General features: G+C 50.6%; 30 protein-coding genes and 1 other RNA gene. 29 read left to right on the top strand and 2 right to left on the bottom strand.

What is annotated here, in order from left to right:
• Nucleotides 1-10: 10 nt before the first annotated feature.
• The 6 genes from PUP29_RS04150 to PUP29_RS04125 all read left to right on the top strand — a co-directional run bounded on the left by PUP29_RS04150 (nucleotide 11) and on the right by PUP29_RS04125 (nucleotide 4,023).
• A complete protein-coding gene (locus PUP29_RS04150; RefSeq protein WP_353423878.1) occupies nucleotides 11-370 on the top strand; it encodes a sensory rhodopsin transducer in 360 nt (119 codons plus the stop codon).
• 146 nt (nucleotides 371-516) lie between these two features.
• The gene (gene cysS / locus PUP29_RS04145) at nucleotides 517-1,899 is read left to right on the top strand and encodes a cysteine--tRNA ligase (protein WP_353423877.1); all 1,383 of its coding nucleotides are present in this window, start codon (nucleotides 517-519) and stop codon (nucleotides 1,897-1,899) included.
• Between the two features lie 17 nt (nucleotides 1,900-1,916).
• Nucleotides 1,917-2,258: a hypothetical protein gene (locus PUP29_RS04140; protein ID WP_353423876.1), complete on the top strand. Its 342-nt coding sequence runs from the start codon at nucleotides 1,917-1,919 to the stop codon at nucleotides 2,256-2,258.
• A 118-nt stretch (nucleotides 2,259-2,376) separates the two neighbouring features.
• Nucleotides 2,377-2,757 (top strand): DUF1622 domain-containing protein, encoded by a 381-nt coding sequence (locus PUP29_RS04135; protein ID WP_353423875.1) that lies wholly within the window; start codon nucleotides 2,377-2,379, stop codon nucleotides 2,755-2,757.
• On the top strand, nucleotides 2,750-3,580 hold the full coding sequence (locus PUP29_RS04130; protein WP_079547044.1) for a P-loop NTPase: 831 nt from the start codon (nucleotides 2,750-2,752) through the stop codon (nucleotides 3,578-3,580). Before PUP29_RS04135 ends, PUP29_RS04130 begins: the two co-directional genes overlap by 8 nt.
• Nucleotides 3,577-4,023: a C-GCAxxG-C-C family protein gene (locus PUP29_RS04125; protein WP_353423874.1), complete on the top strand. Its 447-nt coding sequence runs from the start codon at nucleotides 3,577-3,579 to the stop codon at nucleotides 4,021-4,023. Before PUP29_RS04130 ends, PUP29_RS04125 begins: the two co-directional genes overlap by 4 nt.
• A gap of 45 nt (nucleotides 4,024-4,068) precedes the next feature.
• Here the strand turns inward: PUP29_RS04125 and PUP29_RS04120 are convergent, their stop codons facing one another.
• Entirely contained in the window at nucleotides 4,069-4,479 is a 411-nt protein-coding gene (locus PUP29_RS04120) for a DUF2871 domain-containing protein (RefSeq protein WP_353423873.1), read from the bottom strand.
• 171 nt (nucleotides 4,480-4,650) lie between these two features.
• On the opposite strand from PUP29_RS04120, the gene PUP29_RS04115 reads away from it, so the two are divergent.
• The 19 genes from PUP29_RS04115 (at nucleotide 4,651) to trxA (ending at nucleotide 20,876) form a co-directional block, all read left to right on the top strand.
• Nucleotides 4,651-5,217 (top strand): cyclase family protein, encoded by a 567-nt coding sequence (locus tag PUP29_RS04115; protein WP_079547047.1) that lies wholly within the window; start codon nucleotides 4,651-4,653, stop codon nucleotides 5,215-5,217.
• Entirely contained in the window at nucleotides 5,214-5,942 is a 729-nt protein-coding gene (locus PUP29_RS04110) for a TIGR01906 family membrane protein (RefSeq protein WP_353423872.1), read from the top strand. Before PUP29_RS04115 ends, PUP29_RS04110 begins: the two co-directional genes overlap by 4 nt.
• Nucleotides 5,914-6,921 carry a tRNA (adenosine(37)-N6)-threonylcarbamoyltransferase complex transferase subunit TsaD gene (tsaD, locus tag PUP29_RS04105; protein WP_079547049.1) on the top strand — a complete coding sequence of 336 codons (1,008 nt, stop codon included), beginning with the start codon at nucleotides 5,914-5,916 and terminating at the stop codon, nucleotides 6,919-6,921. The genes PUP29_RS04110 and tsaD overlap by 29 nt, the downstream gene beginning before the upstream one ends.
• A 6-nt stretch (nucleotides 6,922-6,927) precedes the next feature.
• Nucleotides 6,928-7,635 (top strand): N-acetylmuramoyl-L-alanine amidase family protein, encoded by a 708-nt coding sequence (locus PUP29_RS04100; RefSeq protein ID WP_353423871.1) that lies wholly within the window; start codon nucleotides 6,928-6,930, stop codon nucleotides 7,633-7,635.
• On the top strand, nucleotides 7,632-8,042 hold the full coding sequence (locus tag PUP29_RS04095; RefSeq protein ID WP_079547051.1) for a Mini-ribonuclease 3: 411 nt from the start codon (nucleotides 7,632-7,634) through the stop codon (nucleotides 8,040-8,042). Before PUP29_RS04100 ends, PUP29_RS04095 begins: the two co-directional genes overlap by 4 nt.
• A gap of 18 nt (nucleotides 8,043-8,060) precedes the next feature.
• Nucleotides 8,061-8,804, top strand: coding sequence for an FAD-dependent thymidylate synthase (gene thyX / locus PUP29_RS04090; protein WP_079547052.1), 744 nt, complete (start codon nucleotides 8,061-8,063; stop codon nucleotides 8,802-8,804).
• A complete protein-coding gene (rlmB, locus tag PUP29_RS04085) occupies nucleotides 8,797-9,576 on the top strand; it encodes a 23S rRNA (guanosine(2251)-2'-O)-methyltransferase RlmB (RefSeq protein WP_079547053.1) in 780 nt (259 codons plus the stop codon). Before thyX ends, rlmB begins: the two co-directional genes overlap by 8 nt.
• Before the next feature lie 47 nt (nucleotides 9,577-9,623).
• On the top strand, nucleotides 9,624-10,262 hold the full coding sequence (gene sigH, locus PUP29_RS04080; RefSeq protein ID WP_353424053.1) for an RNA polymerase sporulation sigma factor SigH: 639 nt from the start codon (nucleotides 9,624-9,626) through the stop codon (nucleotides 10,260-10,262).
• Between the two features lie 129 nt (nucleotides 10,263-10,391).
• Nucleotides 10,392-10,868 (top strand): transcription elongation factor GreA, encoded by a 477-nt coding sequence (gene greA, locus PUP29_RS04075; protein ID WP_079547054.1) that lies wholly within the window; start codon nucleotides 10,392-10,394, stop codon nucleotides 10,866-10,868.
• Between the two features lie 11 nt (nucleotides 10,869-10,879).
• Nucleotides 10,880-12,364 (top strand): lysine--tRNA ligase, encoded by a 1,485-nt coding sequence (gene lysS, locus PUP29_RS04070; RefSeq protein ID WP_079547055.1) that lies wholly within the window; start codon nucleotides 10,880-10,882, stop codon nucleotides 12,362-12,364.
• Nucleotides 12,365-12,478: 114 nt separating this feature from the next.
• Complete coding sequence (locus PUP29_RS04065) at nucleotides 12,479-13,060, top strand: hypothetical protein (protein ID WP_079547056.1); 582 nt, start codon at nucleotides 12,479-12,481, stop codon at nucleotides 13,058-13,060.
• A gap of 52 nt (nucleotides 13,061-13,112) precedes the next feature.
• A complete protein-coding gene (dusB, locus tag PUP29_RS04060) occupies nucleotides 13,113-14,066 on the top strand; it encodes a tRNA dihydrouridine synthase DusB (RefSeq protein ID WP_079547057.1) in 954 nt (317 codons plus the stop codon).
• A gap of 61 nt (nucleotides 14,067-14,127) precedes the next feature.
• Entirely contained in the window at nucleotides 14,128-14,379 is a 252-nt protein-coding gene (secG, locus tag PUP29_RS04055; RefSeq protein WP_079547058.1) for a preprotein translocase subunit SecG, read from the top strand.
• 106 nt (nucleotides 14,380-14,485) lie between these two features.
• Nucleotides 14,486-16,573, top strand: a complete 2,088-nt coding sequence (gene rnr / locus PUP29_RS04050; RefSeq protein ID WP_079547059.1) for a ribonuclease R — start codon at nucleotides 14,486-14,488, stop codon at nucleotides 16,571-16,573.
• A gap of 38 nt (nucleotides 16,574-16,611) precedes the next feature.
• Entirely contained in the window at nucleotides 16,612-17,055 is a 444-nt protein-coding gene (smpB, locus tag PUP29_RS04045; protein ID WP_079547060.1) for an SsrA-binding protein SmpB, read from the top strand.
• Nucleotides 17,056-17,110: 55 nt separating this feature from the next.
• Nucleotides 17,111-17,495, top strand: a transfer-messenger RNA (tmRNA) gene (gene ssrA, locus PUP29_RS04040).
• Nucleotides 17,496-18,357: 862 nt separating this feature from the next.
• On the top strand, nucleotides 18,358-18,555 hold the full coding sequence (locus PUP29_RS04035) for a 4Fe-4S binding protein (protein ID WP_079547108.1): 198 nt from the start codon (nucleotides 18,358-18,360) through the stop codon (nucleotides 18,553-18,555).
• 19 nt (nucleotides 18,556-18,574) lie between these two features.
• A complete protein-coding gene (locus PUP29_RS04030) occupies nucleotides 18,575-20,554 on the top strand; it encodes an FAD-dependent oxidoreductase (RefSeq protein WP_353423870.1) in 1,980 nt (659 codons plus the stop codon).
• Nucleotides 20,555-20,558: 4 nt separating this feature from the next.
• Nucleotides 20,559-20,876 carry a thioredoxin gene (trxA, locus tag PUP29_RS04025; protein WP_079547109.1) on the top strand — a complete coding sequence of 106 codons (318 nt, stop codon included), beginning with the start codon at nucleotides 20,559-20,561 and terminating at the stop codon, nucleotides 20,874-20,876.
• Between the two features lie 52 nt (nucleotides 20,877-20,928).
• Here the strand turns inward: trxA and PUP29_RS04020 are convergent, their stop codons facing one another.
• Nucleotides 20,929-21,606 carry a Crp/Fnr family transcriptional regulator gene (locus tag PUP29_RS04020; RefSeq protein WP_079547110.1) on the bottom strand — a complete coding sequence of 226 codons (678 nt, stop codon included), beginning with the start codon at nucleotides 21,604-21,606 and terminating at the stop codon, nucleotides 20,929-20,931.
• Nucleotides 21,607-21,876: 270 nt separating this feature from the next.
• Between PUP29_RS04020 and PUP29_RS04015 the strand changes: the two genes are divergently transcribed.
• The 4 genes from PUP29_RS04015 (at nucleotide 21,877) to PUP29_RS04000 (ending at nucleotide 25,531) form a co-directional block, all read left to right on the top strand.
• Nucleotides 21,877-22,326 (top strand): hypothetical protein, encoded by a 450-nt coding sequence (locus PUP29_RS04015; protein ID WP_079547111.1) that lies wholly within the window; start codon nucleotides 21,877-21,879, stop codon nucleotides 22,324-22,326.
• Between the two features lie 10 nt (nucleotides 22,327-22,336).
• On the top strand, nucleotides 22,337-22,645 hold the full coding sequence (locus tag PUP29_RS04010) for a hypothetical protein (RefSeq protein ID WP_079547112.1): 309 nt from the start codon (nucleotides 22,337-22,339) through the stop codon (nucleotides 22,643-22,645).
• Nucleotides 22,646-22,743: 98 nt separating this feature from the next.
• Nucleotides 22,744-24,663 carry a proton-conducting transporter transmembrane domain-containing protein gene (locus PUP29_RS04005; RefSeq protein ID WP_079547113.1) on the top strand — a complete coding sequence of 640 codons (1,920 nt, stop codon included), beginning with the start codon at nucleotides 22,744-22,746 and terminating at the stop codon, nucleotides 24,661-24,663.
• A 1-nt stretch (nucleotide 24,664) separates the two neighbouring features.
• Nucleotides 24,665-25,531: a respiratory chain complex I subunit 1 family protein gene (locus PUP29_RS04000; RefSeq protein ID WP_079547114.1), complete on the top strand. Its 867-nt coding sequence runs from the start codon at nucleotides 24,665-24,667 to the stop codon at nucleotides 25,529-25,531.
• The last annotated feature ends 30 nt before the right edge of the window (nucleotides 25,532-25,561 follow it).

Below are 25,561 nucleotides of genomic sequence, written 5' to 3'. Positions count from 1 at the left end.
GGAAAACAGAATGGAGCTTGGGAAAAAAACGTGGGTGTTTGCGGACGGCGATTTGCCGCCGCAGGGAGAAAGCGAGCCGCTGGGACATGAGGCATTGATGATCGTAAACAATTGCGGAGAAACGGCCGAAATCACGCTCGATCTGCTGTTCGAGGATAAGGCGCCGAAGGAGGGGATCAAGATCGCAGTTCCCGCAAAACGGGTAAACTGCTTCCGCATGGATTTTATAATCGGCGAAGAGGGATATCAGATACCCAAAGGGCAATATGCGGTAATACTGACATCGAACGTTCCGGTCGTGGCTGCATTCGGCAGATTGGACCGGAGGAAAGATATGGCCTATTACCCGGTTGCGGGCTACAGCATATAATAGGAAGCACAGTGCGCAAAAGCGTTTTCCCATTAGAGAAAACGCTTTTGTCATCCTGTGAAAAAGACAGGAAGCCCCTTGTGGATTTGTGCGCCATATATTATAATAACAAAGTATGGTAATTTAACAGACAAGAGGGTTTGACTTTGAAGATTTTCAATTCGATGACGGGCAAAAAAGAGGAATTGGTGCCTCTCCATCCCGGACAAATCAATATTTATGCCTGTGGGCCGACGGTATACAATTATTTTCATATCGGGAATGCACGGCCGTTTATCGTGTTCGATACACTCCGCAGATATTTGGAATATCGGGGCTATCAGGTGTCCTTTGTGCAGAATTTTACTGATGTGGACGATAAAATGATCCGCGTGGCAGCGGAAGAGGGAATCACCGTAAAGGAACTGGGCGAGCGGTATATCGGTGAATATTTCGAGGATGCAAAAGCACTGAACATCCGTCCGGCTACTGTGCATCCTAAGGCGACGGAGCATATCGGCGATATTATTGCGTTGGTGCAGAAGCTGGTCGATACCGGACATGCCTATGAGCTGAACGGCGACGTATATTTCGATACGCAGAGCTTTCCGGGGTATGGAAAGCTTTCCGGGCAGGACCTTTCGGAGTTAGAGCTTGGTGCGCGCATCGATATCAACGAAGAAAAAAAGAATCCTATGGATTTCGCTCTTTGGAAAGCCAAAAAAGAGGGAGAGATCGCATGGCAGAGTCCGTGGGGAGAGGGAAGACCGGGTTGGCATATCGAATGCTCGGCCATGAGCATGAAATATCTCGGCGATACGCTTGATATCCACGGCGGCGGGCAGGATTTGAAATTTCCGCACCATGAAAATGAAATCGCCCAGAGTGAAGCTGCGACGGGGAAGCCTTTTGCAAATTATTGGATGCACAACGGCTACATCAATATCGACAATAAAAAAATGTCAAAGTCTGCGGGCAACTTTTTTACCGTGCGCGATATCCTGAAAGAATTCCGCGGACCGGCGGTACGTCTTTTCATGCTGAGCGCACATTACAGAAACCCGATCAATTTTTCGCGCGAGCTGCTCACACAGTCGGAGACGGCCTACGACCGCATCCTCAACTGCCGGGAAAACCTCAAATTTATCATGGAGCATCCCAAAGATATCGCAGTGGATGTAGCGCCTGCGGCTACCGCCGCAAATGAAAAATTCAACGCGGCTATGGACGACGATCTGAACACAGCGGATGCGATCGGCGGCATTTTTGAATATATCAAGGAAGTCAATACGCTCTTTGAAAACGGCGGACAGACTGAAGCTGCAAAGGCAGCGCTTGCGGCGCTCGACACATTGCTGGATGTGCTTGGGCTCCTGCCGGAGGAAGCGGATGAAGCGATCCCGGAAGATATCCGGAGGATGGCGGACGAGCGGCAGGCCGCGCGCGCCAGCAAAGACTGGGCCGAGGCAGACCGTCTGCGGGATGAGATCAGAGCGCGGGGCTATGAACTGAAAGATACGCCGGACGGCGTTAAAATCAATAAAATTTAGGGGGAAAACAGGTAAATATGGAAAGCGCTTTTAATTTTATGATGATATTCGACATCTTTATCGCGATATACTTATTATATTATGCGATCAAAGGGTCGGGGAAAGCATACGAGAACGATTATCCTGAAGAGATGCAGGAAGCACACAGAAAGCTTCTGCGTACGTTCTGCTGGATCACAGGTGTGCCGCTGCTCGTGCTCTCTATTTTGGAATATACGAGCGCAGAGGGGATCCAGTCGCCGTGGAGCATCGTCAGCATTATTTATATTCTGGCGTGCGTCGTAGCATATTTCATCATCTTCCGGGTAAAATTCAAGGAATATCTGCGCGATCCGCGTAAAAATCTGCCGAAAAAGTAAGGGACGGTCCCGCGGCAGCTGCTGCGGAGGAAAAAGCTGTGAAAGGTCCGGCGGCGTTTGCCGCCGGGCTGTTTGCATTGGCAGGGGAACAGGTATATAGGATCGAAAGGAGAAGCGTATGGAATTTTTGGCTCCATATCTTGATATCGTTACGACCGTTCTATATCTTTGTTCGATCACAGTCCTGCTTTGGGGCATGGTTCTGTGCCTCAGGGATTTTCTTGCTTCCCATCTCAGGAGGGAAATAAGAAGCGGCAGGATGCGGGAACTCACAGAGATCAAAAATAATCTGGGACGATATGTCCTGCTCGCGCTTGAGGTTCTGATCGTAGCAGATATCATCGATTCTATCGTAAAGCCTACCTTTGAAGATATTTTGCGGCTCGCTGCGATCGTGGCGATCCGTACCGTGATCTCTTATTTCCTGAATAAGGAGATCAGAGATTCGGAACAATGGGGAAAAGTAAACGAAAAGAAACGGAGTGAACGACATGAGTGAAAATTGTACGCACGACTGCGGAAGCTGTTCGGAAAGCTGTGAGTCGAGGAAGCAGAAGCCGGAGGACTTTTTAGAGCAGCCAAACGAGGCAAGTACGATCAAAAAGGTGATTGGTATCGTCAGCGGAAAAGGAGGAGTCGGCAAGTCGCTCGTCACATCGATGCTGGCGGTCCTGCTGCGCCGGAAAGGTCTGAATACGGCCATACTCGACGCAGATATCACAGGCCCGTCCATTCCCAAGATGTTCGGCCTGACGGAAAAGGCGAGAGGAACGGAGAACGCGATATTCCCAGTCTATACGAAAGAGGGCACGCAGGTCATGTCTGTCAATCTGTTGCTGCCGGATGAGACCGACCCGGTCGTATGGCGCGGCCCGGTGATCGCGGGAACTGTGACGCAGTTTTGGAAAGATGTGATTTGGTCTGATGTGGACGTGATGCTTGTGGATATGCCGCCGGGCACGGGCGATGTACCGCTCACTGTATTCCAGTCGATCCCGGTGGATGGGATTATCGTAGTCACCTCTCCGCAGGAATTGGTGTCCATGATCGTGGGAAAAGCCGTTAAAATGGCGAACATGATGAATATACCGGTTTTAGGGCTTGTGGAAAATATGAGTTATCTGGAATGCCCGGATTGTGGAAAAAAGATCGCTGTTTTCGGCGAAAGCCATCTTAACGAAACGGCGCAGAAATTCGGACTTCCGGTCCTCGGAAGAGTACCGGTCGACCCGCAGATCGCCCGTGCGGCGGATGAGGGCAAAATAGAAGAGCTGCGCGGCGAATGGCTCGACGCGGCGGCGGAGCAGGTCGAGGGCCTATGAGCGGGAAAGCGGAAGAGGCCGGCGGTTACTTTCGTCAAGGCTATAACTGCTGTCAGGCAGTGGTTCTCGCATTTGCCGAGGAAGCCGGACTGACTGCAAAAGAAGCGGCGCTTCTCGGTTCCTCCTTTGGAGGCGGAATGGGACGGCTGCGCGAGGTGTGCGGAGCTGTAAGCGGTATGCTGATGGTTGCAGGCTTATTGAAAGGGTATGTTTCACCCAAAGATAGAGAGGGAAAAACAACCCATTATGCGCTTGTGCAAAAATTAGCGGATGAATTCAGGAAGAAAAACGGGTCCATCGTCTGCCGTGAGCTTTTAGGGATAGAGGGCAGGAGCCCACACGTTCCCGAAGCGCGTACGGATGCCTATTATAGAAAAAGACCGTGCGGCGAACTCGTGGAATGCGCAGCAGATATCCTTGCGCAGGAGCTTGGAGTAAAATGAGCAATTAAAAGGCGGCGCAAACCTACGCCGCCTTTTAATTGCCGATTATTTTTCGGAACGAGAAACGCGTTCAAATAAGGAGAGAAAAAGAAAGATAAGACCGATGGCCGTAAGGATATGCCCGATCCCGGCGATCCCTGCGACCGCCGCGCTTTCGACGATCCCCTGCACCTGTAGAATACCGCGCATCAGCATCAAGGCCGCTGTTAGTGCAATACCAATATTGTAAAAGTATAAAAAGGGTCTCCATTTTTTACTGGAAGATAAGGAAAACGCTTTTTCGAATAGGAGCAGCAAAAGGAACATCAACATTCCCAATATCAAAAGATGTGTATGCACAGCAGCAAGCGCTGTTTCCCCCGCAAAGCCGTAAAGCTTGGTAAATTCCCGGAAAAATACGCCGGCAGCGAGTCCGGCGATTAGATAAGCCAAAGAAAATTTAAGTAAATTTTTCATCAGAAACTCCTCCTGAGAGCTTATTTGCTGTGTGAGGCCATTTCTATTATAGAACATCCGCGTAGAATTTGGAACGATTTTGTGAATAATCAAAGCGGCGGTTGAAAAAACAGATGAAAATCACTATAATAGACACTACGGAATGAAAAGGCAAAACTTTGAAAATATGAGGTGTTTAAAATTAAAATAATCGATATTACCCGTGAATTAAATAGCGAAACGAGAGTGTACGAGGGAGATCCGCACGTGCGTCTCGAAAAGTTTTTTACCGTGGATAATTACGGTTATGCCGTGACAAAGCTGACGATGGGGTCGCACAGCGGAACGCATATCGATGCGCCGGCCCATGTTGTGGCCGGAGGGAAAACGGCGCGGGAGATACCGCTTTCCACCCTCATCGGCGACGCGGTGCTCGTATATAAAAAGGATTTTCGCATTCCCCGCGGTACAAAACGCGTCATTTTGAAAGGCTCGGAGGAAACGGAAGGGCGGCTGTCCGAAAAAAGCGCGCGCAGTCTTGTGGATGCGGGCGTGTGTCTGATCGGAACGGATGCTCAGTCTATCGGAAACGACTCTGTGCATAAAATATTGCTTTCCGAGGGGATCGTCGTGCTGGAATCCCTCGATCTCAGCAAGGCGGAGCCGGGACAATATATTTTGTGCGCGCTTCCGCTGAAGATCGATACGGATGGTTCGCCGATACGTGCTTGTCTCATCCGGGAATGGGATGAGGAATGAGCGGTACGGGAACGAAGAGAAGCGGCTTATGGGCTGTAAGACTGCTGGCGGCAGCGGGAGCGGTCCTGATCATCTTTTCGGCTGCTGTGGCGTGCATCAGCGGCACAGCGTTTGAAAAAGCTTTTTACCGGGAAGAATACCGAAAAATGGATACGGCGGCGTATGTGGGCGTTACTGATTCTGTTCTTGGACAGGCGACCGATACGCTGCTTGACTATTTACAGGGCAATGCGGCTTCTCTGGACCTTGCGATGGAAAACGGAGAAGAATACTACAGCCAGCGCGAAAAAGACCACATGGTAGATGTAAAAGCCCTGTATCAGGGAGCGGTGCGCTTTATGACAGCGGGCTTCTGCGCAGGAGGCGTGTTGCTTGCCGGCTGCTTTCTGTGGAAAAGAAAAAATGCGCTTAAGCCTGTTCTGCAAAGCTGGTTTTGGGCGGCAGCCGGCGTGCTTGCATTTTTTGCATGCATCGGTATTTGGGCGGCAGTAGATTTCAATAGCTTCTGGGTCAGCTTTCACCATGTGTTTTTTACAAACGACCTGTGGTTGCTCGACCCGGCCTCTTCCCGTATGATACGCATGTTTCAGGAAGAATTTTTCGCCGCTATGGTAGCGCGCATTCTGGTATGGTTTTTGGCCATTGTAATAGGAAGTGCGGCCGCTGCGGGGATCGTTTACCAAAGGATGAAAAAGCATGGAAGATATCAGCATACTTGCAATTGAGACCTCGTGCGACGAAACGGCGGCGGCGGTCGTTAAAAACGGCCGGGATGTCGTTTCGCAGGCGCTTTATACACAGATTGAGATCCATAAGGAATACGGAGGAGTCGTTCCGGAGATCGCTTCGCGCAATCATGTGAAAAAGCTTCCGCATGTTGTGGAAGCCGCTGCGCATGATGCGGGAGGATTTGAGCAGATCGATGCGATCGCGGTCACGAACGGGCCGGGCCTTGTAGGGGCGCTGCTGACGGGCGTTTCCTATGCAAAGGGGCTTGCCTATACGCTGAAAAAGCCTCTTATTCCTGTTCATCACATAGCGGGGCATATTTGTGCGAATTATATTTCTCATCCGGAACTTGAGCCGCCTTTTTTATGCCTTGTGGCGTCGGGCGGCCATACGCAGATCGTGTGGGCAAAGGATTATACGGAATATGAAACGCTTGGCCGCACGCGGGATGACGCGGCAGGCGAGGCGATCGATAAAGTCGCGCGCGTGCTGGGGCTTCCTTATCCGGGCGGCCCGAACCTACAGGAGCTTGCAAAGCACGGAGATGAAACAAAATATAAATTTCCGCACAGCTTCCGCGGCGAAACGCATTTGGACTTTTCCTTCAGCGGCCTCAAAACAGCGGTCATCAATCTGCTGCATAAATTTGACCAACAGGGGCAGACGTACCGAAAAGAAGACGTTGCCGCGTCGTTTTTGAAAAATGTCGCGGATACGCTTGTAAAAAACACCTTTGAAGCGGCGCACAGAACAGGAGCGCATGCCCTTGCAGTGGCGGGCGGTGTTTCCGCAAATGAACAGATCCGCGGGGCATTCGGGAAGAGAGCGCGGGAAGAGGGCGTTTCCCTCTATTTTCCCGAACCCCAATATTGTACGGACAATGCGGTGATGATCGCTTCCTGCGCGTATTATGAATTTTTAAAGGGAACGCGCGGGGGGCTTGAACTCAATGCGCGCCCGGTCATGGAGCTTTAAAGAGAAATGATGAGGCTGAAACGATCGCTGCTCATCCTGCTTGCAGGAGTTATGCTGCTTATACTGTCCGCATGCGGAGCGGAAGCCGACCCTAAATATTCTTCCGTGAGCCTTGAGGGGATGAAGATCATCGTAGATCCGGGCCATGGCGATACGGATGTCGGAACGATCGGCGTATCGACAGGCCGGTATGAAAAGGAAGTCAATCTTGAGATCGGACTGAAGCTGCAGGCAATGCTTGAAAAAGAGGGCGTTACAGTAGTCATGACCCGTGAATCAGACGGGCCGATTGCCGCGGCGGCGGAGATGGATATCGCCAAGCGTAAGGAAGCGGACATGCAGAAGCGCGAGCAAATCATTCGGGAAGCGCAGGCGGATATGTATATCGGAGTCCACCAAAACAGCTTTGAGAACGAAGACGCATGCGGCCCGCAGATTTTCTATTATACTGATTCCAGCCAAGGGAAAAAACTGGCGGAGTGTATTCAAGCGGTCATGAATGAAGAACTGGAAGTGCAGGAGCCGCGCAAGGTGAATTTCGGGCGCTACCGTCTGCTCGCACCGGGGAGCCAGCCAAGCGTAACGGTGGAGTGCGGCTTTTTTACAAATCCGGAGGAAGAGCAAAGGCTGCAGCAGGATGGCTATCAGGATAAGGTAGCTGCAGCTATCGTGGACGGGATCAAATATTATCAAATGGAAAATGGAACTGTATGATAGGCGGGATAGATAAAACGTTAAGACTCACAGAAGACAAAGCGGCTCAGATGCCGCCGCTGACGCTGGCCTATATCGGCGACAGCGTGTTCGACCTTTATGTGCGGACAAAATATGTGCTCGGCTGTTCCAAAAACGCCGGAGCACTGCATGCGATGAGCGTTCGTCTCGTGAATGCGCGCGCACAGGCGGAATTTGCGCATCGCTGGATGGAACACTTCACGCCGGAGGAGGCAGACGTTTTCCGCAGAGGCCGGAACGCCAAAAGTCCCTCTCCGCCTAAAAATATGAGTATCGCAGACTATAAATACGCGACCGCTATGGAAGCGGTCATCGGCTACTTGTATCTGACAGGACAGGACGAGCGGATCGATGAGATACTCGGAACGCTCGCATTCGAAGTATGAACGCAGGAGGAAAAGAAGATGCCCAAAACAAAGCTCAAAACAGTATTGCTGGCGGCAACGCCGGATCCGGAGCTCATCGTCTCCATGGGGGCGAAGCTGTGCTATTCAAAGGCGGATATCGCCGCGCTTGAACAGACGGCAAAAAGCCCGGAATTTATCGACAGGCTGACGCAGATGGGGCATCTTTCGCCGATCGAGCATGCGGTCTTTTCATTTGGAATAGAAGGCGTATCGCGTGCGCTTCTCGCGCAGATCACGCGGCACCGCATCGCGAGTTTTTCCGTGCAGTCACAGCGGTATGTGAACCAAAGCGCGAAAAAGGGCGAATTCTCCTATGTGATCCCGCCGAGCATCGAGGCGCTCGGAACGGAGGCAGTGCAGAAATTTGAGAGCCAGATGAATACCATGCAGAAATGGTATGACGAGTGGGTGGATGCACTCGGAAACGCGGGAGAAAAGTCCAACGAAGACGCACGGTTCGTTTTGCCGAACGCATGTGAGACAAAAATGATCGTTACGATGAATGCGCGTGAGCTGCTGCATTTCTTTGCGCTTCGCTGCTGCAATCGGGCACAATGGGAAATACGCGAGCTTGCATGGCAGATGCTTGCCCTTGCCATGGAAAAAGCGCCTGCGCTTTTCAAAAGCGCGGGTCCCGCATGTGTAAACGGGGTATGCAGCGAGGGGAAGATGAGCTGCGGGCGTATGGCTGAGGTTCGGGAACGGCATCGGAAACTCATGGAGGGCTGCGGACATGAATGAGCAGGAATACATATTTGGACGCAACAGCGTGCGGGAAGCGATCAAAAGCGGAGAGCAGATCGACCGTATCTATGTACAGCAGGGACTTGCGGACGGAAGCATTCGGGAGCTTTTGATGCTGGCGCGCCAAAACAGTCTTGTGGTGTCGGAGGTTCCGCGCAGCAAGCTCGACAGTATGTGCGCGGGGCTCGGCCCGGGAGAACGGCCGGGAAATCATCAGGGTATCGTTGCACAGGCACCGGCATTCCGGTACAGCGAGCTCGAGGATATCTTTGAGCTTGCACAGGTGCGCGGAGAACAGCCGTTTATCCTCATTTTGGAAAACGTTCAGGATCCGCATAATCTTGGCGCGGTGATACGAAGTGCGGAGGCGCTTGGGGCACACGGCGTGATTATCGGGAAACGGCGGTCGGCGTCGCTTACTGCGGCGGCGTTCAAGGTATCCTGCGGAGCGGCGCAATATATTCCGGTAGTCAAAGTAGCAAATATCAACCAGACGATAGAAAGCCTGAAAAAACGCAGCGTATGGGTCGCCGCAGCGGATATGGATGGCCAGCCGCTTTCGGTCTCAGACCTTACCGGAGCCTTTGCGATCGTGATCGGCGGCGAGGGCGAGGGGGTCGCGAAGCACACGAAAGAATTGTGCGATCTGACTGTGAAGATCGAAATGGGAGGGCGGACGACATCGCTCAACGCTTCCTGCGCGGCAAGCATACTCATCTATGAAAAGCGCCGGCAGGAGCTGGTCAAGCGGGAAAGGAAGAGCAATTGACGGAAAAAGAGACAGTGAAGGCATTGGAGCCGGAAGAGCAGGATGTCATCGTACACGCAGGCTTTGAAAGGTATGCTCTCATGACGGACGAACAGGTCGTGATCATGGCAAACGAAGAAGAAAGCGGAACAGCGCTCGAGTATATCCTGCATAAATATAAAAATTTTGTCCGTGCAAAGGCAAGGTCCTACTTTTTGATCGGCGCGGATAAGGAAGACATTGTGCAGGAAGGAATGATTGGGCTCTATAAGGCGGTACGCGATTATGACGCGGAGAAAAAGGCGTCGTTTCGTGCATTTGCGGAGCTTTGTATCACCCGGCAGATCATTACAGCGATCAAGACTGCGACGCGGCAGAAGCATCAGCCGCTCAATTCCTATGTATCTCTCAATAAGCCAGTCTATGAAGAAGAGTCCGAGCGTATGCTGGTGGATATCATCGCGGCGTCTAAAGTATCCAATCCGGAGGAGATCGTGATCGATCAGGAGGATTACGCCAGCATGGAGGAGGAGATCGCTAAAATGCTTTCCAGCCTCGAAAATCAGGTGCTTACCTATTATCTGCACGGGCTTTCCTATCAACAGATCGCGCGGCTCTTGGGACGGCACGAGAAATCGGTGGATAATGCACTGCAGCGGGCTAAGGGGAAGATCGATAAGTTCCTTGAAGAAAAGAACAGGAAATAGCGCGTTATAAAAGGGAAAAACAGGCGCGCACGGAGAGGGCTCGCCTTGACAAAACAAGGATTTTCTCTATATAATAAATGACATGTAAATTGGATAAGTGCGCGCAAACGCACGGCGAGGAGTAAATAAATGGCAAACGAGGGTGTAGTATTAACGCATCAGGGCGTAAAAGAACTGGAAGAAAAATTAGAATACCTAAAGACTGTAAGACGTCTTGAGATCGCAGAAGAGATCAAAACGGCACGGGCGTTTGGCGACCTTTCCGAGAATGCGGAATATGACGAAGCCAAAAATGAGCAGGCTAAAATAGAGGGCGAGATCGTGATGCTCGAAAATATGCTGCGGAACGCGACGGTCGTAGATCAGGAGGACGTGGACGTACAGCGCGTCAATGTAGGAACAACGGTCAAGGTGTTGGATAAGGAATATGACGAAGAGATAGAATATAAGATCGTAGGCTCTGCGGAAGCGGACCTCAGCACGAATAAAATATCGAATGAATCTCCGGTGGGCAAGGCTTTGCTCGGAAAAAAGGTGGGCAACCTTGTCAAGGTGGAAACGCCCGGCGGCATCGTACGGCTTAAGATTTTAGACATCCACAGGTAAGGAGAAAAGACATGAGCGATACACAGGAAAAGCAGCAGGAATTGAGCGAGGTATTGCGCGTACGGCGGGAGAAGCTCGCGGCGCTCAAAGAGGCGGGCCGCGATCCGTATGAGATCACGACGTTCGGCAAGACGCATTCCTCCGACGAGATCATCAGCCGCTTTGCTGAAATGGAGGGGGATACCGTATCGGTCGCCGGAAGGATTATTTCAAAGCGCGTGATGGGAAAAGCAAGCTTTTTTCATATTCTCGACGGGAAGGGAAAGCTGCAGATCTATGCCCGGCGCGATGTAATGGGCGACGAGCCATACGCGGAATATAAAAAATTCGATATCGGCGATATCGTCGGTGTGACGGGGGAAGTGTTCAAAACGAATGCGGGCGAGATCTCCGTCAAAAGCCACGAGGTCGTCTTGCTTTCCAAATCCTTGCTGCCGCTGCCGGAAAAATGGCATGGCCTAAAGGATACGGACCTGCGGTACCGTCAGCGGTATGTGGACCTGATCGTGAATCCGGACGTAAAAAATACGTTCTATGCCCGCTCAAAAATCATCCGTGGCATCCGTGATTTTCTGGATGGGCAGGGCTATATTGAAGTGGAAACGCCCGTTTTGCAGACGAATGCGGGCGGCGCGGCGGCACGGCCGTTTATCACGCATCACAATACGCTCGATATCGATATGTATCTGCGTATCGCAACGGAGCTGCATTTGAAGCGCCTCATTGTAGGCGGCTTTGAACGTGTCTATGAGATCGGCAGGATATTCCGGAACGAGGGGATGGACCCGAAGCATAATCCGGAATTCACGACTGTGGAGCTTTATCAGGCTTATACGGATTACAAGGGAATGATGGAGCTGTGTGAAAATCTGTTCCGTTATTGCTCGCGGCAGGTGAACGGCTCGGATGTGATCACTTATCAGGGAACGGAAATAGACCTTGGCTCTCCGTGGAAGCGGTTGACGATGGTGGAAGCGGTGCGGGAGTATGCCGGCGTTGATTTCGGCGCATGCGAAACGGACGAGCAGGCGCGTGAGCTTGCGAAGCAGGCGGGGATCCATTTTGAGGGGCAGCCTTCGCGCGGCGCTCTGCTGAATGAAGCGTTTGAACAGAAGGTGGAAGAAAACCTGATCCAGCCGACGTTTATTTACGATTATCCAATCGAAGTTTCGCCGCTTGCCAAGAAAAAGCCCGGTTCGGATTGGCTTGTGGAGCGGTTTGAATTGTTTATTACCGGCAGAGAGCTTGCGAATGCGTTTTCGGAGCTCAACGATCCGGATGATCAGCGGGAGCGCTTTATGGAACAGGCAAGGAAGCGCGCTGCGGGCGATGAGGAAGCAAACATGATGGATGAGGATTTCGTTACGGCGCTTGAATATGCAATGCCGCCGACGGGCGGCATGGGAATCGGCGTAGACCGCATGGTCATGCTCCTTACGGACTGCTTCTCGATTCGCGACGTGCTTCTGTTCCCGACAATGAAGCCGAGAGAGTAAAAAATGCCTTGGCAAAGGGAGATTAAGCGCTGAATAAACAAAATTTACGACATATTTACGACAATGAAACCGAAAGATACCGTTTGATCGAATGGAAACCGGAACGAGGTAATTATGGTGGCAAAAGAAGGCGGCAATAAACCGGCCAGAGGCATCCTATATATATTATCGCGGTTAGCGATCGTTGTGGTGGCAGCGGCGGTCGTCGTCGTTGCTTTTTACGCTGCGATGAATACGATGAATATCCGAATGGTGGCTAAGGACGCGCTTTCCCTGCGCGCAGAGGTCGTATTGACGCACGATGAAGAGAAAGTGGATTCGTCTCAGCTTCAGAATTATTTTACGGAACGCTTTCTGACGGGTGATCCTGTGCTGAATAGCTCGACCTATTCAGAATTTCAGATCACGAATTATTACCAGCGTGCAGACATCAGGCCGCCGGTCATATGGCCGTGGCAGACAGAAGCAAAAGTACCCGCGGACGATATTATTACTGAAATATCGGGGCACTTAGCCGCACAGACGGAAGAGGACGGGGAAGATACGACGAAGCCGCCGGAATGGCAGAGCGGAACGTATGAGCTTTCTATGGTGAAAGTAGACGGCGTTTGGATGATAGACGGGATGGAGCTCGTTCAGGCCGTCATGCCGGAAGAGACAAGCATGCCGGAGGAAACGCCGGCAGCATCGGAATAGATGGAAAAGCGCGCTCGGCTGCGCGCTTTTTTGCGGAAAAAGGACTGTGAAAATGACCGAACCTAAAATCTATCTTGCTCCTATGGCAGGCGTGACAGATACGGCCATGCGGGAAGTATGCGTCTCATGCGGGGCCGAGATGACCTTTACGGAAATGGTCAGCGCAAAAGGTATCGCCTATCGGAACAAACGTACGCAGGAGCTGCTCGCAGTCTCGCCGCTCGAAAAGAAAATCGGCGTTCAGCTTTTCGGCAGAGAGCCGGATATTCTCGCGGAGACGGCGAAAGAAATATGCGGTTTGATCGGAGAGCGTCTGTTTACTATAGATGTAAATATGGGTTGCCCGGCGCCAAAGATCGTAAATAACGGAGAGGGAAGCGCGCTTATGCGGGAACCGGCGCTTGCGGGGCAGATCATTTCCGCCCTGAAAAAAGCGGTGAATATTCCGGTGAGCGTTAAATTTCGGGCCGGATTTACGCAAAAAGAAAAAAATGCGGTAGCTTTTGCGAAAATGGCTGAAGATGCGGGCGCAGATGCCGTTACGGTCCATGGCAGAACACGCGAGCAATATTACAGCGGGAAAGCGGACTGGAATGTCATAGCTGAAATAAAACAGGCCGTGAAGATCAAAGTGATTGGAAACGGGGATATTTTTACCGCGCAGGACGCGGCGGAAATGTTCCATAGGACAGGCTGTGATGCCGTAATGGCGGCGCGCGGTGCGCAGGGGAACCCTTTCCTGTTCACCCAGATCCGCGAGCTTCTTTCAGAGGGCAAGGTAAGGACATATCCGACGGAAGCCGAACGAATTGCCATGTGCCTGCGGCAGGCGCGCATCGCCGTACGAGAAAAAGGAGAAGCGCTTGCCATCAAACAGATGCGCGGGCATGCGGCGCATTACGTGAAGGGAATGAAAGGCGCGGCCGGCCTGCGCGCTCAAGTCGTACATGCCGAAAGCTATGCGCAGCTTGAAGAGATATTAAATGGTTGGCTCGCGAAAAAATAGTTGCAATTTGCGCCGGTTCATGCTATCATATCTCTGTTACGTATTTTAACTGGAGGTTGTTATGGAGATATTATCTCTTGTTATTAAAATAGTATTGGTTGTTTTCTCTGTGTTCCTGATTGTAGTCGTGCTGCTTCAGTCAGGGGCGAAAACAGGCGTGCCCGGTGCGATAGGCGGCGGCGCGGAAGCAATGTGGGGCAAGAAGAAAGCCCGCGGCATGGAAGCCACTTTGGTACGGTTGACAAGGATCGCCGCGATCGGCTTCATGGTGCTCGCAGTATTGCTCGTCATTATGCAAAAGTATTGGATGTAAGCTGGTTTAGAGAAAACACCCGCAAACGGCAGGGTGTTTTTTTTATGAAAAGCATACCGGGTGCTTATAAAAAACAAGAAGATATCAATTGAGATTGGAGATTTATTTGGATAGGAATGAAGAGATTTTAAAAGAAATCGGAGAACGGATCTATATTGGGATAGACGAGCTGGCAGAGCGTGTAGAGCTGCCGTCAGATATGCTGAGGGGCATCGTGGACGAGCTGGAGCGGGAATATCTTGTAGCGCGGACAAAGAGCGGAAAATATGCGCTTGCGTCCACGATGGGGCTTTTCCGCGGAACCATTGATTGTAAGCGGGGCGGTTTTGCTTTCCTGCGCACGCCGGAAAATGTGGAAGATATTTTCCTTTCACCCTCTCACAAGGGAGGCGCGTTCGATGGAGAAGATGTGCTGGTACGGCTGCTCAAGCGGCAGAGCGGCGGCGGTCATTTGGAGGGTAAGGTAGTCAAGGTTTTGTCTCCTTTGCCGGTCGAGGTGGTCGGAACAGTTCAGGCGCGCAATGGAACCGTGTTTGTCGCGAACGATGCGCCCGGCTCAGACGATGTATATATTCCCAAAAGGTCGCGACGGGGAGCAAAAAATGGACAGAAGGTTGTAGCACGAGTGACACAGCGGGCCTTTCGGGGGAAAAGCGCGGAAGGCGAGATCATAGAAATACTCGGAAAAGCGGGAGATGCAGGGGTAGATATCCTTGCCTATGCACGGCGGTTCGGACTTGTCTCTGAGTTTCCAGACGCATGCAGGCGGCAGGCTGAAGCCCTGACTGCGGAGCAGACAGCCATGGAGGGGCGGACGGACCTGCGGGACCGAATGGTGTTCACCATAGACGGCGCCGACGCAAAAGACCTTGACGACGCGGTATCGCTGCGTATCCTTGAAAATGGAAATTATGAGCTTGGCGTGCATATAGCAGACGTGAGCCACTATGTTCGCGAGGGTTCGCCGCTCGATAAGGAAGCGCTTCGCCGGGGAACAAGCGTTTATTTGGTGGACCGCGTTGTGCCGATGCTTCCGAAAGAGCTTTCAAACGGCCTCTGTTCTCTTAATGCGGGGGAGGATAAGCTTACGCTTTCCTGCATAATGGAAATCGACCGGCGCGGGGAATTAGTCGCGCAGAAATTAGAAAATACGATGATACGGTCTTCCTATCGGCTGACATACGAAGGCGTGAACCGCCTGCTCGCAGGAGACACGGAAGAGTGCGGAAGATACGCCGAAATCAAAGATACGCTGGCAGAAATGAACAAGCTTGCCAAAACGCTGCGGGCACGCCGGTTTGAAAAAGGAAGTATCGACTTTAACATAGACGAGGCACAGATATTGTTGGATGGGAAAGGCATACCGAAAGCGGTTACCGTAAGAAAACGCGGCGATGCGGAAAGGATGATCGAAGAATTCATGCTCCTCGCCAATATTACAGTCGCGCAGCAGTATTATTATATGGAGCTTCCCTTTCTGTACCGGATCCACGAGCAGCCGGATGCTCAGCGCATGAAAGAGCTTGCGGTATTTCTCGGCAATTTCGGGATACATTTGAAAGGATTTCAAAATGTACATCCTCATGCCATACAAGATGTATTGACGCAGGCAGAGGGAAGACCCGAAGAAATAATTGTCAATACGGTGACTCTGCGGGCGCTCAAAAAAGCGCGGTATGCGGTGCAGCCGATTTCGCATTTCGGTCTTGCGGCGGACCAATATTGCCATTTCACCTCCCCAATCAGGCGCTATCCGGATCTGCAGGTGCACAGGATCGTAAAAAGGCTGATCGGAGGAAAGATGGACGACGGGTATATCCGGCATCTTGAAACTGTGCTTCCAGAGATTGCTACGCAAACGAGTGCGCGGGAACGGAACGCGATAGAAGCCGAGAGGGCGGTACAGGACCTGAAGATGACGGAGTATATGGCGCGGTATATTGGAGAGGAGTTTCCGGCGGTCATATCGGGCGTTACGAATTTCGGTTTGTTTGCAGAGCTTGACAACACGATCGAAGGAATGATACCTCTTGCATGTATGAACGATGATTATTATGTATATCACGAAAAGGAGTATTGCGTGATAGGGGAGCATACGAAGAGAAGGATAACGCTTGGGGACAAAGTGCGGATAAAAGTTGCGGCAGCAGACGTAGCGGTAGCAAAAATTGAATTTACCTTTGCGGATATTTGAAGTATAATAGTGTTGACAGGAATGGTAAGGAAAACGATATGGCGGGAGAAAAGCTTCTTGCACAAAATAAAAAAGCGCGGCATGAATACTTTATAGAAGATTCCTATGAAGCGGGGATCGAGCTTGTAGGCACGGAAGTAAAGTCCTGCCGTATGTCGAAGGTCAACCTGAAGGATTCCTATGTGCAGATCAGGAATGCGGAAGCGTTCGTGAACAATATGCACATCAGCCCGTATGAAAAAGGGAATATCTTCAACCGCGATCCGCTGCGTGTGCGCAGGCTGCTTCTCCATAAAAAGGAGATCACAAAGCTTCTCGGACTCACTGCGCAAAAGGGATATACGCTCATTCCGCTGCGAATGTATCTGAAATGCGGAAAGGTCAAGCTCGAAGTAGGCGTTTGCCGGGGAAAGCATTTATATGATAAGCGGCAGGACCTGAAGGAAAAAGCCGTAAGGCGCGATATGGAACGGAGGATATAGCTCCGTTTCATATAGAAAACGGCATCGCACACCGCATGCCGAAAAAACTGAATATGGGGATGTACTGGTTTCGACGGGGGCATTTGTGAGGGTAATAAGCAAGCCGCAGTTGAGTACTCTGCGTTAAAAAGATTCATCTAAATATAAACGCAAAAACAAACAAAACGGCAGAAGTGGGTTCTCCCGCTCTGCTCGCTGCTTAATTTAAATTAGCAGCCTTCCGGCCTCTCTTTCCCTGTTTGGGAGAGGATCGGGAGTCAATTTAAAACAGGCTACTACGCTGCCAAAGCTTTGCGGCAGCGCGGAGCTTATGAAGCTACCTCTTTTTGGTTTTTGTGGCCGGGGGCTTTAAAGAGGGAAATAAACAAAGGCCAATAAGCTTGTAGAAAGTTGCCCGGGCAGGCTTTCGGACAGGGGTTCGACTCCCCTCATCTCCACCAAGTCGCGGTGGATTCCGCGATTCATAACCTGCTCGGGTTTCCGAGCGGGTTTTCAAATCGCTTCATCGCCGCTCCTTTGCCGCGAAAAAGCCCGGCGACGCTCTGGCTATTCGCTTGCAAGCGCGCGAATAACGCTTTCGCTGCCTACCACTTTTTCGCGGTAGCGCGCCTCCGGCGCGCGTGATTGACGAAATAACAATTCGTTTTGACGGAAACGGGAGGAGAACCAAATTGCGAAGCAATTTCGGTTCGTCTTTAGCCCGCGCAAAGCGCGGGACTCCCCTCATCTCCACAACGCTGCAGCAAACTGCGCTGTGCTTGAAAGCCCCGTTAAAAGTGGGTTTTTTACGTTCGCTCCGTTGCTGCGCATCTTCCGCAACAAGTCGTGTTCATGCTGTCCAAGCCTTTGCAAACGCGGGTGCTACACGGTAACTTGCTCGCTGTTAACTTTTTGCGGAGTATATATGCGACAAGCAGCTTTTTTAAGAGAGAAAATATACTCAAGCAAAAAAATTACGCATGCGCGCTTGCTTCGATTTTCTTCATTGAATCCATTCCGTCTTACTGTATTGAGCCTCGGCGGTTCCGCGTTTGCTTGTGCGCTATTAGGAGAGAGCAAATTTCAGAACGGCTTTTGAGTGATCTTAACATAATAAAGAACGTTCCCTTTTTCTGTATACATATCTGTCCGTTTTTTTATTTCCATGTACTATTTACAATAGGAAGAGTGCCTTTATCGATACCCGCTTGTGTGACCGAATCACAGAAATAATCAAAAAAATAAGCTAATATAAATAACAGGAAAAGGAACAGTACCCATACGAGATATGCAAAAGATGAAAGAAAGGAAACGCGATCAATAATGAAACAGGAAAAAGCAAATATTACAGTAGATCTAAACCGCTGTCCGCAAAACCATCCGTGTCCGTCGGTCAATATATGTCCGACCGGAGCACTGTACCAAAACGGATTTGACGCTCCCGCAGCGGATATGGAGCAATGCATCGGCTGTGGCAAGTGCGTAAGGTATTGCCCTATGGGCGCGATCAGCTTGGGATAAGACAGAGGAAGGAAAAGCTATGGGCAGGAAAATATTGATCGTCGGAGGCGTGGCTGGGGGAGCTTCGGCTGCCGCACGGCTGAGGAGACTGGACGAGACAACAGAGATCGTCATGCTTGAAAAAGGAGAATATATCTCTTTTGCGAATTGTGGACTGCCGTATTATATTGGCGGCGAGATCAAAGAAAAGTCAGCGCTGACGCTGCAAACACCGCAGAGCTTCCATGCGCGTTTTAACATAGATGTCCGGACTTCTTCGGAAGCAGTGGCAATAGACCGCGTGCATAAAACTGTTTCGGTCAAAGATAAAAAAACAGGCCGCATCTATACGGAAAACTATGATAAATTGATTCTTTCTATGGGAGCGGAACCGATGCGCCCGCCGGTCGACGGTTTTGAACTGGAGCGCGTATTTACTCTGCGGACGATTCCGGACACCTATCGTATCAAGGCATATATAGAAGAACGTACGCCTAAATCTGCGGTAATTATTGGGGGCGGCTATATCGGCGTAGAAATGGCGGAAAACCTGAAAAAGTCCGGCCTTGACGTTACGCTGATCGAAATGACGGAGCAGGTGATCGCGCCGCTGGATTATGATATGGCAAGCGATGTGCACAGACATATGGAAGAAAACGGAGTCAAGCTGCTGCTCAATCATACAGTCCGTTCGATTCAAATAAAAAAAGGAAAATTGGCGGTTACCGTAAACAATGGGGAGCTTTTATGCGATATGGCGGTTTTGGCGGTCGGCGTCAGGCCGGAGACAAAGATCGCAGGAGAAGCAGGTCTGGCTCTCAGCAGCAGGGGAGCGGTCATCGTAGACGCCTTTATGAGAACGAACGATAAAGATATCTATGCGATAGGGGACTGTGCGGAGACTGAGGACTTTGTGACGGGGGAAAAGACACTGATTCCATTGGCAGGCCCGGCAAACAAACAGGGGCGGATTGCCGCAGACCATATTTGCGGAGAGAAAAACAGCTATACAGGAACGCAGGGCTCGGCGATCTTAAAGGTGTTCGATATGACTGCCGCGGCAACGGGAATGAATGAAAAGACGGCTAAACGTATGGGAATACCCTATGAAAAGTCATTCACCTATTCTGCAAGTCATGCCGGATACTATCCGGGCGCGGCAAATATGTCGGTCAAGGTCCTGTTCCACCCGCAGACCGGGAAATTGCTGGGTGCACAGCTCGTAGGATATGAGGGGGTGGACAAGCGGTGTGATGTGCTCGCAACAGCGATCCGCGCAGGGATGACCGTCGAAGACCTAACCAGATTAGAGCTGTGTTATGCACCTCCATATTCTTCCGCAAAAGACCCGGTAAATATGGCGGGATTTGTAGCTGAAAATATCCTGCGCGGAAAAGTCAAAAATATCCATTGGCACGATATTCCGGAGCTGCCGCGTGACGGAAGCGTACAGCTTGTGGACGTAAGAAACGAATTGGAATATGCGGGAGGACATATCGGAGGCTTTATCAATATTCCCCTTGATTCTCTGCGCGGACGGCTTGGAGAGCTGGATAAGAGGAAAAAAGTATATGTGACCTGCCAGATCGGGCTTCGGGGATATATCGCCGCGCGGATCCTGATGCAAAATGGATTTGAGACCTACAATTTAAGCGGAGGATACCGCTTATATCAGTCGATTTTCGGAACGGACGGACCGCCGCCGTTCACGAAAGCTATAGAAACACAGGCGCCGGAAATAGCGGAACAAAATGGCGGAAGGACGATAACGCTCGACACCTGCGGAATGGCCTGCCCCAAGCCCATGGAAAAACTGGTTTCAGTCCTGAACGAAGCGGAAAACGGAGAGACCGTTCTGTTCAGGACGACAGACCGGACTCTTGCACAAAATCTGGAAAACGATCGTGTGTCTGCGGGGAGCCGTGTAGACAAGGCGCAAAACGATAAGGGAATTTATACGGTGTGGCTTAAAAAGGAAGAGGACGGCAAAAAAGACGAACGATATAAAAAAGGAGAATGATAAAATGAACGTATTTACTATTACAGAAGAAAATTTCGCCAAAGAAGTGCTGGAAGCGGACCGGCCCGTACTGCTCGATTTTTGGGCGGCATGGTGCGGCCCGTGCCAGATGGTATCTCCGGTGATCGATGAGATCGCAGACGAGAATCCGCAGATAAAAGTAGGAAAGATCAATGTGGATGAGCAGCCGGAGCTTGCCGGACAGTTCGATGTCATGAGTATTCCGACCTTGCTGGTCATCAAAGATGGAAAAGCAGTCAGGAAGACAGTCGGCGCCCGGCCCAAGGAAGCAATATTGGATATGCTCAAAAGCTTTTATTGATAGCTCATAGCAAAAGGCAGTTCAGTTCTCGAAATATGAAAGAATTGCCTTTTTATGTTGTAAGATCGCGCAGATGCTTTTTGTCAAGAAGCGTGATGCGGCCGCGGGAAACAGAAACGAGCCCTTCGCGCTCGAATTGCTTCAGCATCCGCGAAACAACTTCACGTGCGCTGCCAATATATTTTGCGATCTGCTCGTGTGTGAAAAACAGCGTATCAAGACCGCTTTTATTGCTTTCATCCAGCAGAAATGCTGCCAGCCTGCCGTCTATTTTCATGAACAACAATTGCTCCATTGCCCACATGACGTCTGAAAAACGGTCGGCGGCCGTGCGCAGCACGTAATTTTCAACCGCCATATTTCCGGCAATAAGCTCGGAGACTGCAGCGCTTTCTACCATATAAAGGTCCGTATCCTGCTCGGCGTCGATATGTACGTCAAACGTAATATTTTTTAATATGCAGGACGCGGAGAGCACACAAACGTCTCCGGCCGACAGGCGGTAAAGCGTAATATCCCGGCCATCGTCAGAAAGCAGGTAGGTGCGCAGTCCGCCGTTTTTTATGAGGAACATACCCATACATTGATACGCCGGACCATAAAGGCTTTGACCCGCGTGATACCGTACAGCTGAAGCATGGGCAAGCAGATAGTCCTGTTCGCCGGAAGAAAGCATCTCAAAAAAAGAAAGCGTTTGGCGCAGATAGGCAGCGTCGCCTGCATTTAGCATAAAAACCCCCGTAATGATTCTATATTCTTTATTATTGTAACATAAAAAATTCAGATATATATTTTTTCAAATAAAAAAGCTGCAGGAATTGTCCTGATTGGCGAAAATAGACGCATTTTATAGGAATTTATGATAAAAGTAGACAAAAAATAAAACGCTTCCTGATATTGACTTGTGAATTTATTGGGAATAAACTAATCTATGGAAAAGAAACGGGTACGATTTAAAGATATTGTATCCGGTTTGTTTTGAGAAAGAAGGTATTGGACTATGGCGTGTTTTTTAGTACCGGTAGCAGAAGCAATCGTTGTTACGGCAGTCAAAAGAAAAGTGGAAAAGAAAGAGCGTGAATCAGCGCTCTGTCAGAACGGCCTGCAGGAAGAACTGCAGGCAGAGAGCGGAAAAATCAGTGAAATAGCGGAAAAAAGCTCTAAGATTCCATGGGGCAGGAAGCTGAGATGGCTGTCTAATCTGCTGTGGGGTGGCAGCTTTTTGTTGCTGATCGAGCATATTTGGCATGGAGAGGTCGTGCCATGGCCGCCATTTTTGACCGCAATGGGGAATCCGGCCGATATGGCAGGGATGTTTCAGGAAATGGCCATGGTTGGAACGGTCATGACGCTTGCCGTTACAGGCGTATGGGCGCTTATGGTATGGTTTGCGGAGCATAAGCTGTCGGATAAACAGCTCGCGCCTGCTAAAAGGCCGGCAGAAAAGTAAGGGTGAAACGATGTATTTGATTATTACAGCAGCTGCAGCGGTTTCGGCAACAGTGGCATGGTATGCTACTGCCCCGCAAAACCGCTATAAACTCAATGTATTGTGTCTGATTTACTGGGGCGCGGCAATTATGTGGCTTTGCGATTTTATTGTTGCCTATATCAGCGAGGGCGGGCCGTTTCCGGAAATGAGTGCGGAGGCGGCGCTGCTTGGGATCGTAGTCGTGATATGCGGTGCAGCCGCATGGCTCGTTTATCTTTTAGTTTGCGATCCCAAAGGAGTGTTCAAGAAAATATTGAAAGAAGAACCGCAAAAATAAGGATGGATACTGAAAAAAACATCTGAAAATGCGGAGCTAACGGTCGGCGCCTGTTTGTATCAAAAGCTTCGGGCTGCAGGACCGCCGGGAGGATGGCCTTGACGATTATTTCATTTTTGATTTTATTTCCATTTATTGCCGCACTGATTTTGGCGTTTATGCGTAAAGGAACGCCGGTACGGAAATATACGCTTTTTGCCTGCTGCGCATTGATCGTAGCAGGTGCAGTCTATTTTGTGGTAAACAGTCTTTCGGACGGGCATACGATGTCGTTTTTGACAGAGACCCATACGCTGGATACGGTGATCCTGATTGCAGAATGGGGGCTTGCAGCGCTTGTTTGCTATTATAGCTTCCGTTACCGGAAATATTATTGTGCGGCCCTGTCGCTTGTACAGACCGGACTGATCACGTGGCTGGAGCTTGGCGGTCATGCAGAGGTCCTGCCTGCCGCGCATATTTTTTCAGACAATCTCACTATTGTAATGTGCCTGATCATCGGCATCGTCGGCTGCCTTATCTGCGTGTATGCGATGGGATACATGAAGGATTATAAAGAGCATCATACGGAATTCAAAGACAGGCGTTCCTTTTTCTTTGCGATGCTGTTTGTGTTTTTAGGGGCTATGTTTGGGCTCGTATTTTCCAATAATCTTACATGGATCTATTTCTTCTGGGAGATTACAAGCATTTGCTCTTTCCTGTTGATCGGCTACAATCAAACGGAGGAGGCGATCAAAAATTCGTTCAAAGCCCTATGGATGAATCTGCTTGGCGGACTCGGCTTTGCAATCGCAATCGTTTATTGTATGCTTGAGCTTCATGTGGCTGATCTGCAGAGTCTCGTGGCACTTGCGTCGCAGCCCGGTTCCGCGGCGATCGTTTCAATCATTTTGCTGGCCTTTGCGGGGCTTACGAAGAGTGCGCAGCTTCCTTTTTCGGGATGGCTCCTTGGAGCGATGGTCGCGCCTACGCCGACCAGTGCGCTGTTGCATTCCGCAACGATGGTAAAAGCAGGCGTCTATCTTCTGCTGCGCCTTTCTCCGGCGCTGTGCGGCAATTTGGCCGGACTTATGGTCACTACGATCGGCGGATTCACATTCTTTGCGACCTCTCTGCTTGCCATATCGCAGAGCGATGCTAAAAAAGTATTGGCTTATTCTACTGTTTCCAATTTAGGACTTATTACGGCCTGCGCGGGCGTGGGGATGTATGAGGCCGTTTGGGCAGGGATATTGCTGATGATATTCCATGCGGTGTCTAAGTCGCTGATGTTCCTTTCGGTCGGTGCGACGGAGAACAGCCTTGGAAGCAGGAACATTGAGGATATGCACGGTTTGATCGTTAAGCTCCCGCGGCTTGCCTATGTAATGATTATAGGTATCGCCGGAATGTTTTTGGCGCCGTTCGGCATGCTGATCTCCAAATGGGCTGCGCTCCGGGCGTTTGTGGATTCCAATAGTATCCTGTTGGTCGTATTTCTGATTTTCGGCAGTGCGACGACGCTCTTTTATTGGACGAAATGGCTGGGAACGCTTGTGGCGGTACATCATAATTCGGAACCGATCAAAAATATTACCAAAAAGAGCGAATGGTTCTCGCTCATCTGCCATAGTGTCATTATGGTCGCGCTGTGCGTATCATTCCCGCTCATTTCCGTCTCATTGATCGAGCCGTTCCTTGAGGGGATGTTCCACGTAACGATGCCGCCGATCATAGGAACGGGCAACGTCATCATCATGATCATGATGATGTGCCTGATCGCGATCCTGCCGATCGCGGCACGGTTCCTGACATTAGGCAAGAAAAATCAGGTCGTCATGTCTTATATGGGCGGCGCGAATACCGGGGACGACCGAAGCTTTACGGATTCCTTTGGCAAACCAAAGCGCCTGTATTTGGCAAATTGGTATATGACGGAGCTTTTTGGCGAGAAAAAACTGCTGAATGTATCGCTCATTCTTTCAGCCGCGGCCTTGGTGATCTTGACAGTAATGGCAATAGGAGGTGCGGTCTGAGATGAACTGGTCAGTTATATCGATGCTCTTATTTATTGTTTTAGCGCCGTTTGCAGGCGGACTGCTTCAGGGGGTCGACCGGAAGATCACTGCGCGTATGCAGGGCAGGCAGGGTCCGCCGCTGCTGCAGCCATTCTATGATTTGCATAAGCTGTTTTCCAAGCAATCCGTCGTGGTGAACCATCTACAGGACTTCCTTGTATGCGGATTTCTTGTGTTCATCGTGTTTACAGGCGCATTATTCTTCTGGGGCGGAGATTTGCTGCTGGTATTTTTTGCGCTGACGCTGGCGGAGATATTTTTCATTATGTCGTCCTGCTCGGCAAATTCGCCGTACAGCTCCATGGGGGCGCAGCGTGAATTGATGCAGGCGATGGCCTACGAACCGATGGTGCTGATGGTTGCGATCGGATTTTATATGGTGACGGGAAGCTTTGGCGTTTCGGATATCATTGGCAATAGCACTCCGGCGATCGTGTGGCTCCCCGGTATTTTTGCCGGGTTCCTCTATATCCTGACGATCAAGTTTCGCAAATCACCGTTTGACCTGAGCACCTCGCATCATGCCCATCAGGAAATGGTACGCGGGCTCACAACGGAAATATCGGGCAATATCCTCGGACTGGTGGAGCTGTCGCACTGGTATGAAAATATCTTTCTGTTGGGAGTTGTTGCGCTTTTCCTGCTGGATGCGAATTGGTGGAGCGTACCGGTCGCAATCGCAGTTTGCTTCGGAGCGTACTTTTTAGAAATTTTGATCGACAATGTGTTCCCGCGCGTGAAGTGGCAGAGCATGCTGAAATCGGCATGGCTGGTGACGCTCGTGGCAGGCGTAACGAATTTTATGGTTTTGGTGCTTGTAAAGTAGTTTGAAAGCGGATTGAAAAGAGGTTGTTGA

Origin of the sequence: Christensenella massiliensis (genome assembly GCF_040409835.1) — a bacterium.
Taxonomy (GTDB): Bacteria; Bacillota; Clostridia; order Christensenellales; family Christensenellaceae; genus Christensenella; species Christensenella massiliensis.
The sequence above is the reverse complement of the archived record's forward strand: the minus strand, read 5'-3'. Positions and strand labels throughout refer to the sequence as shown.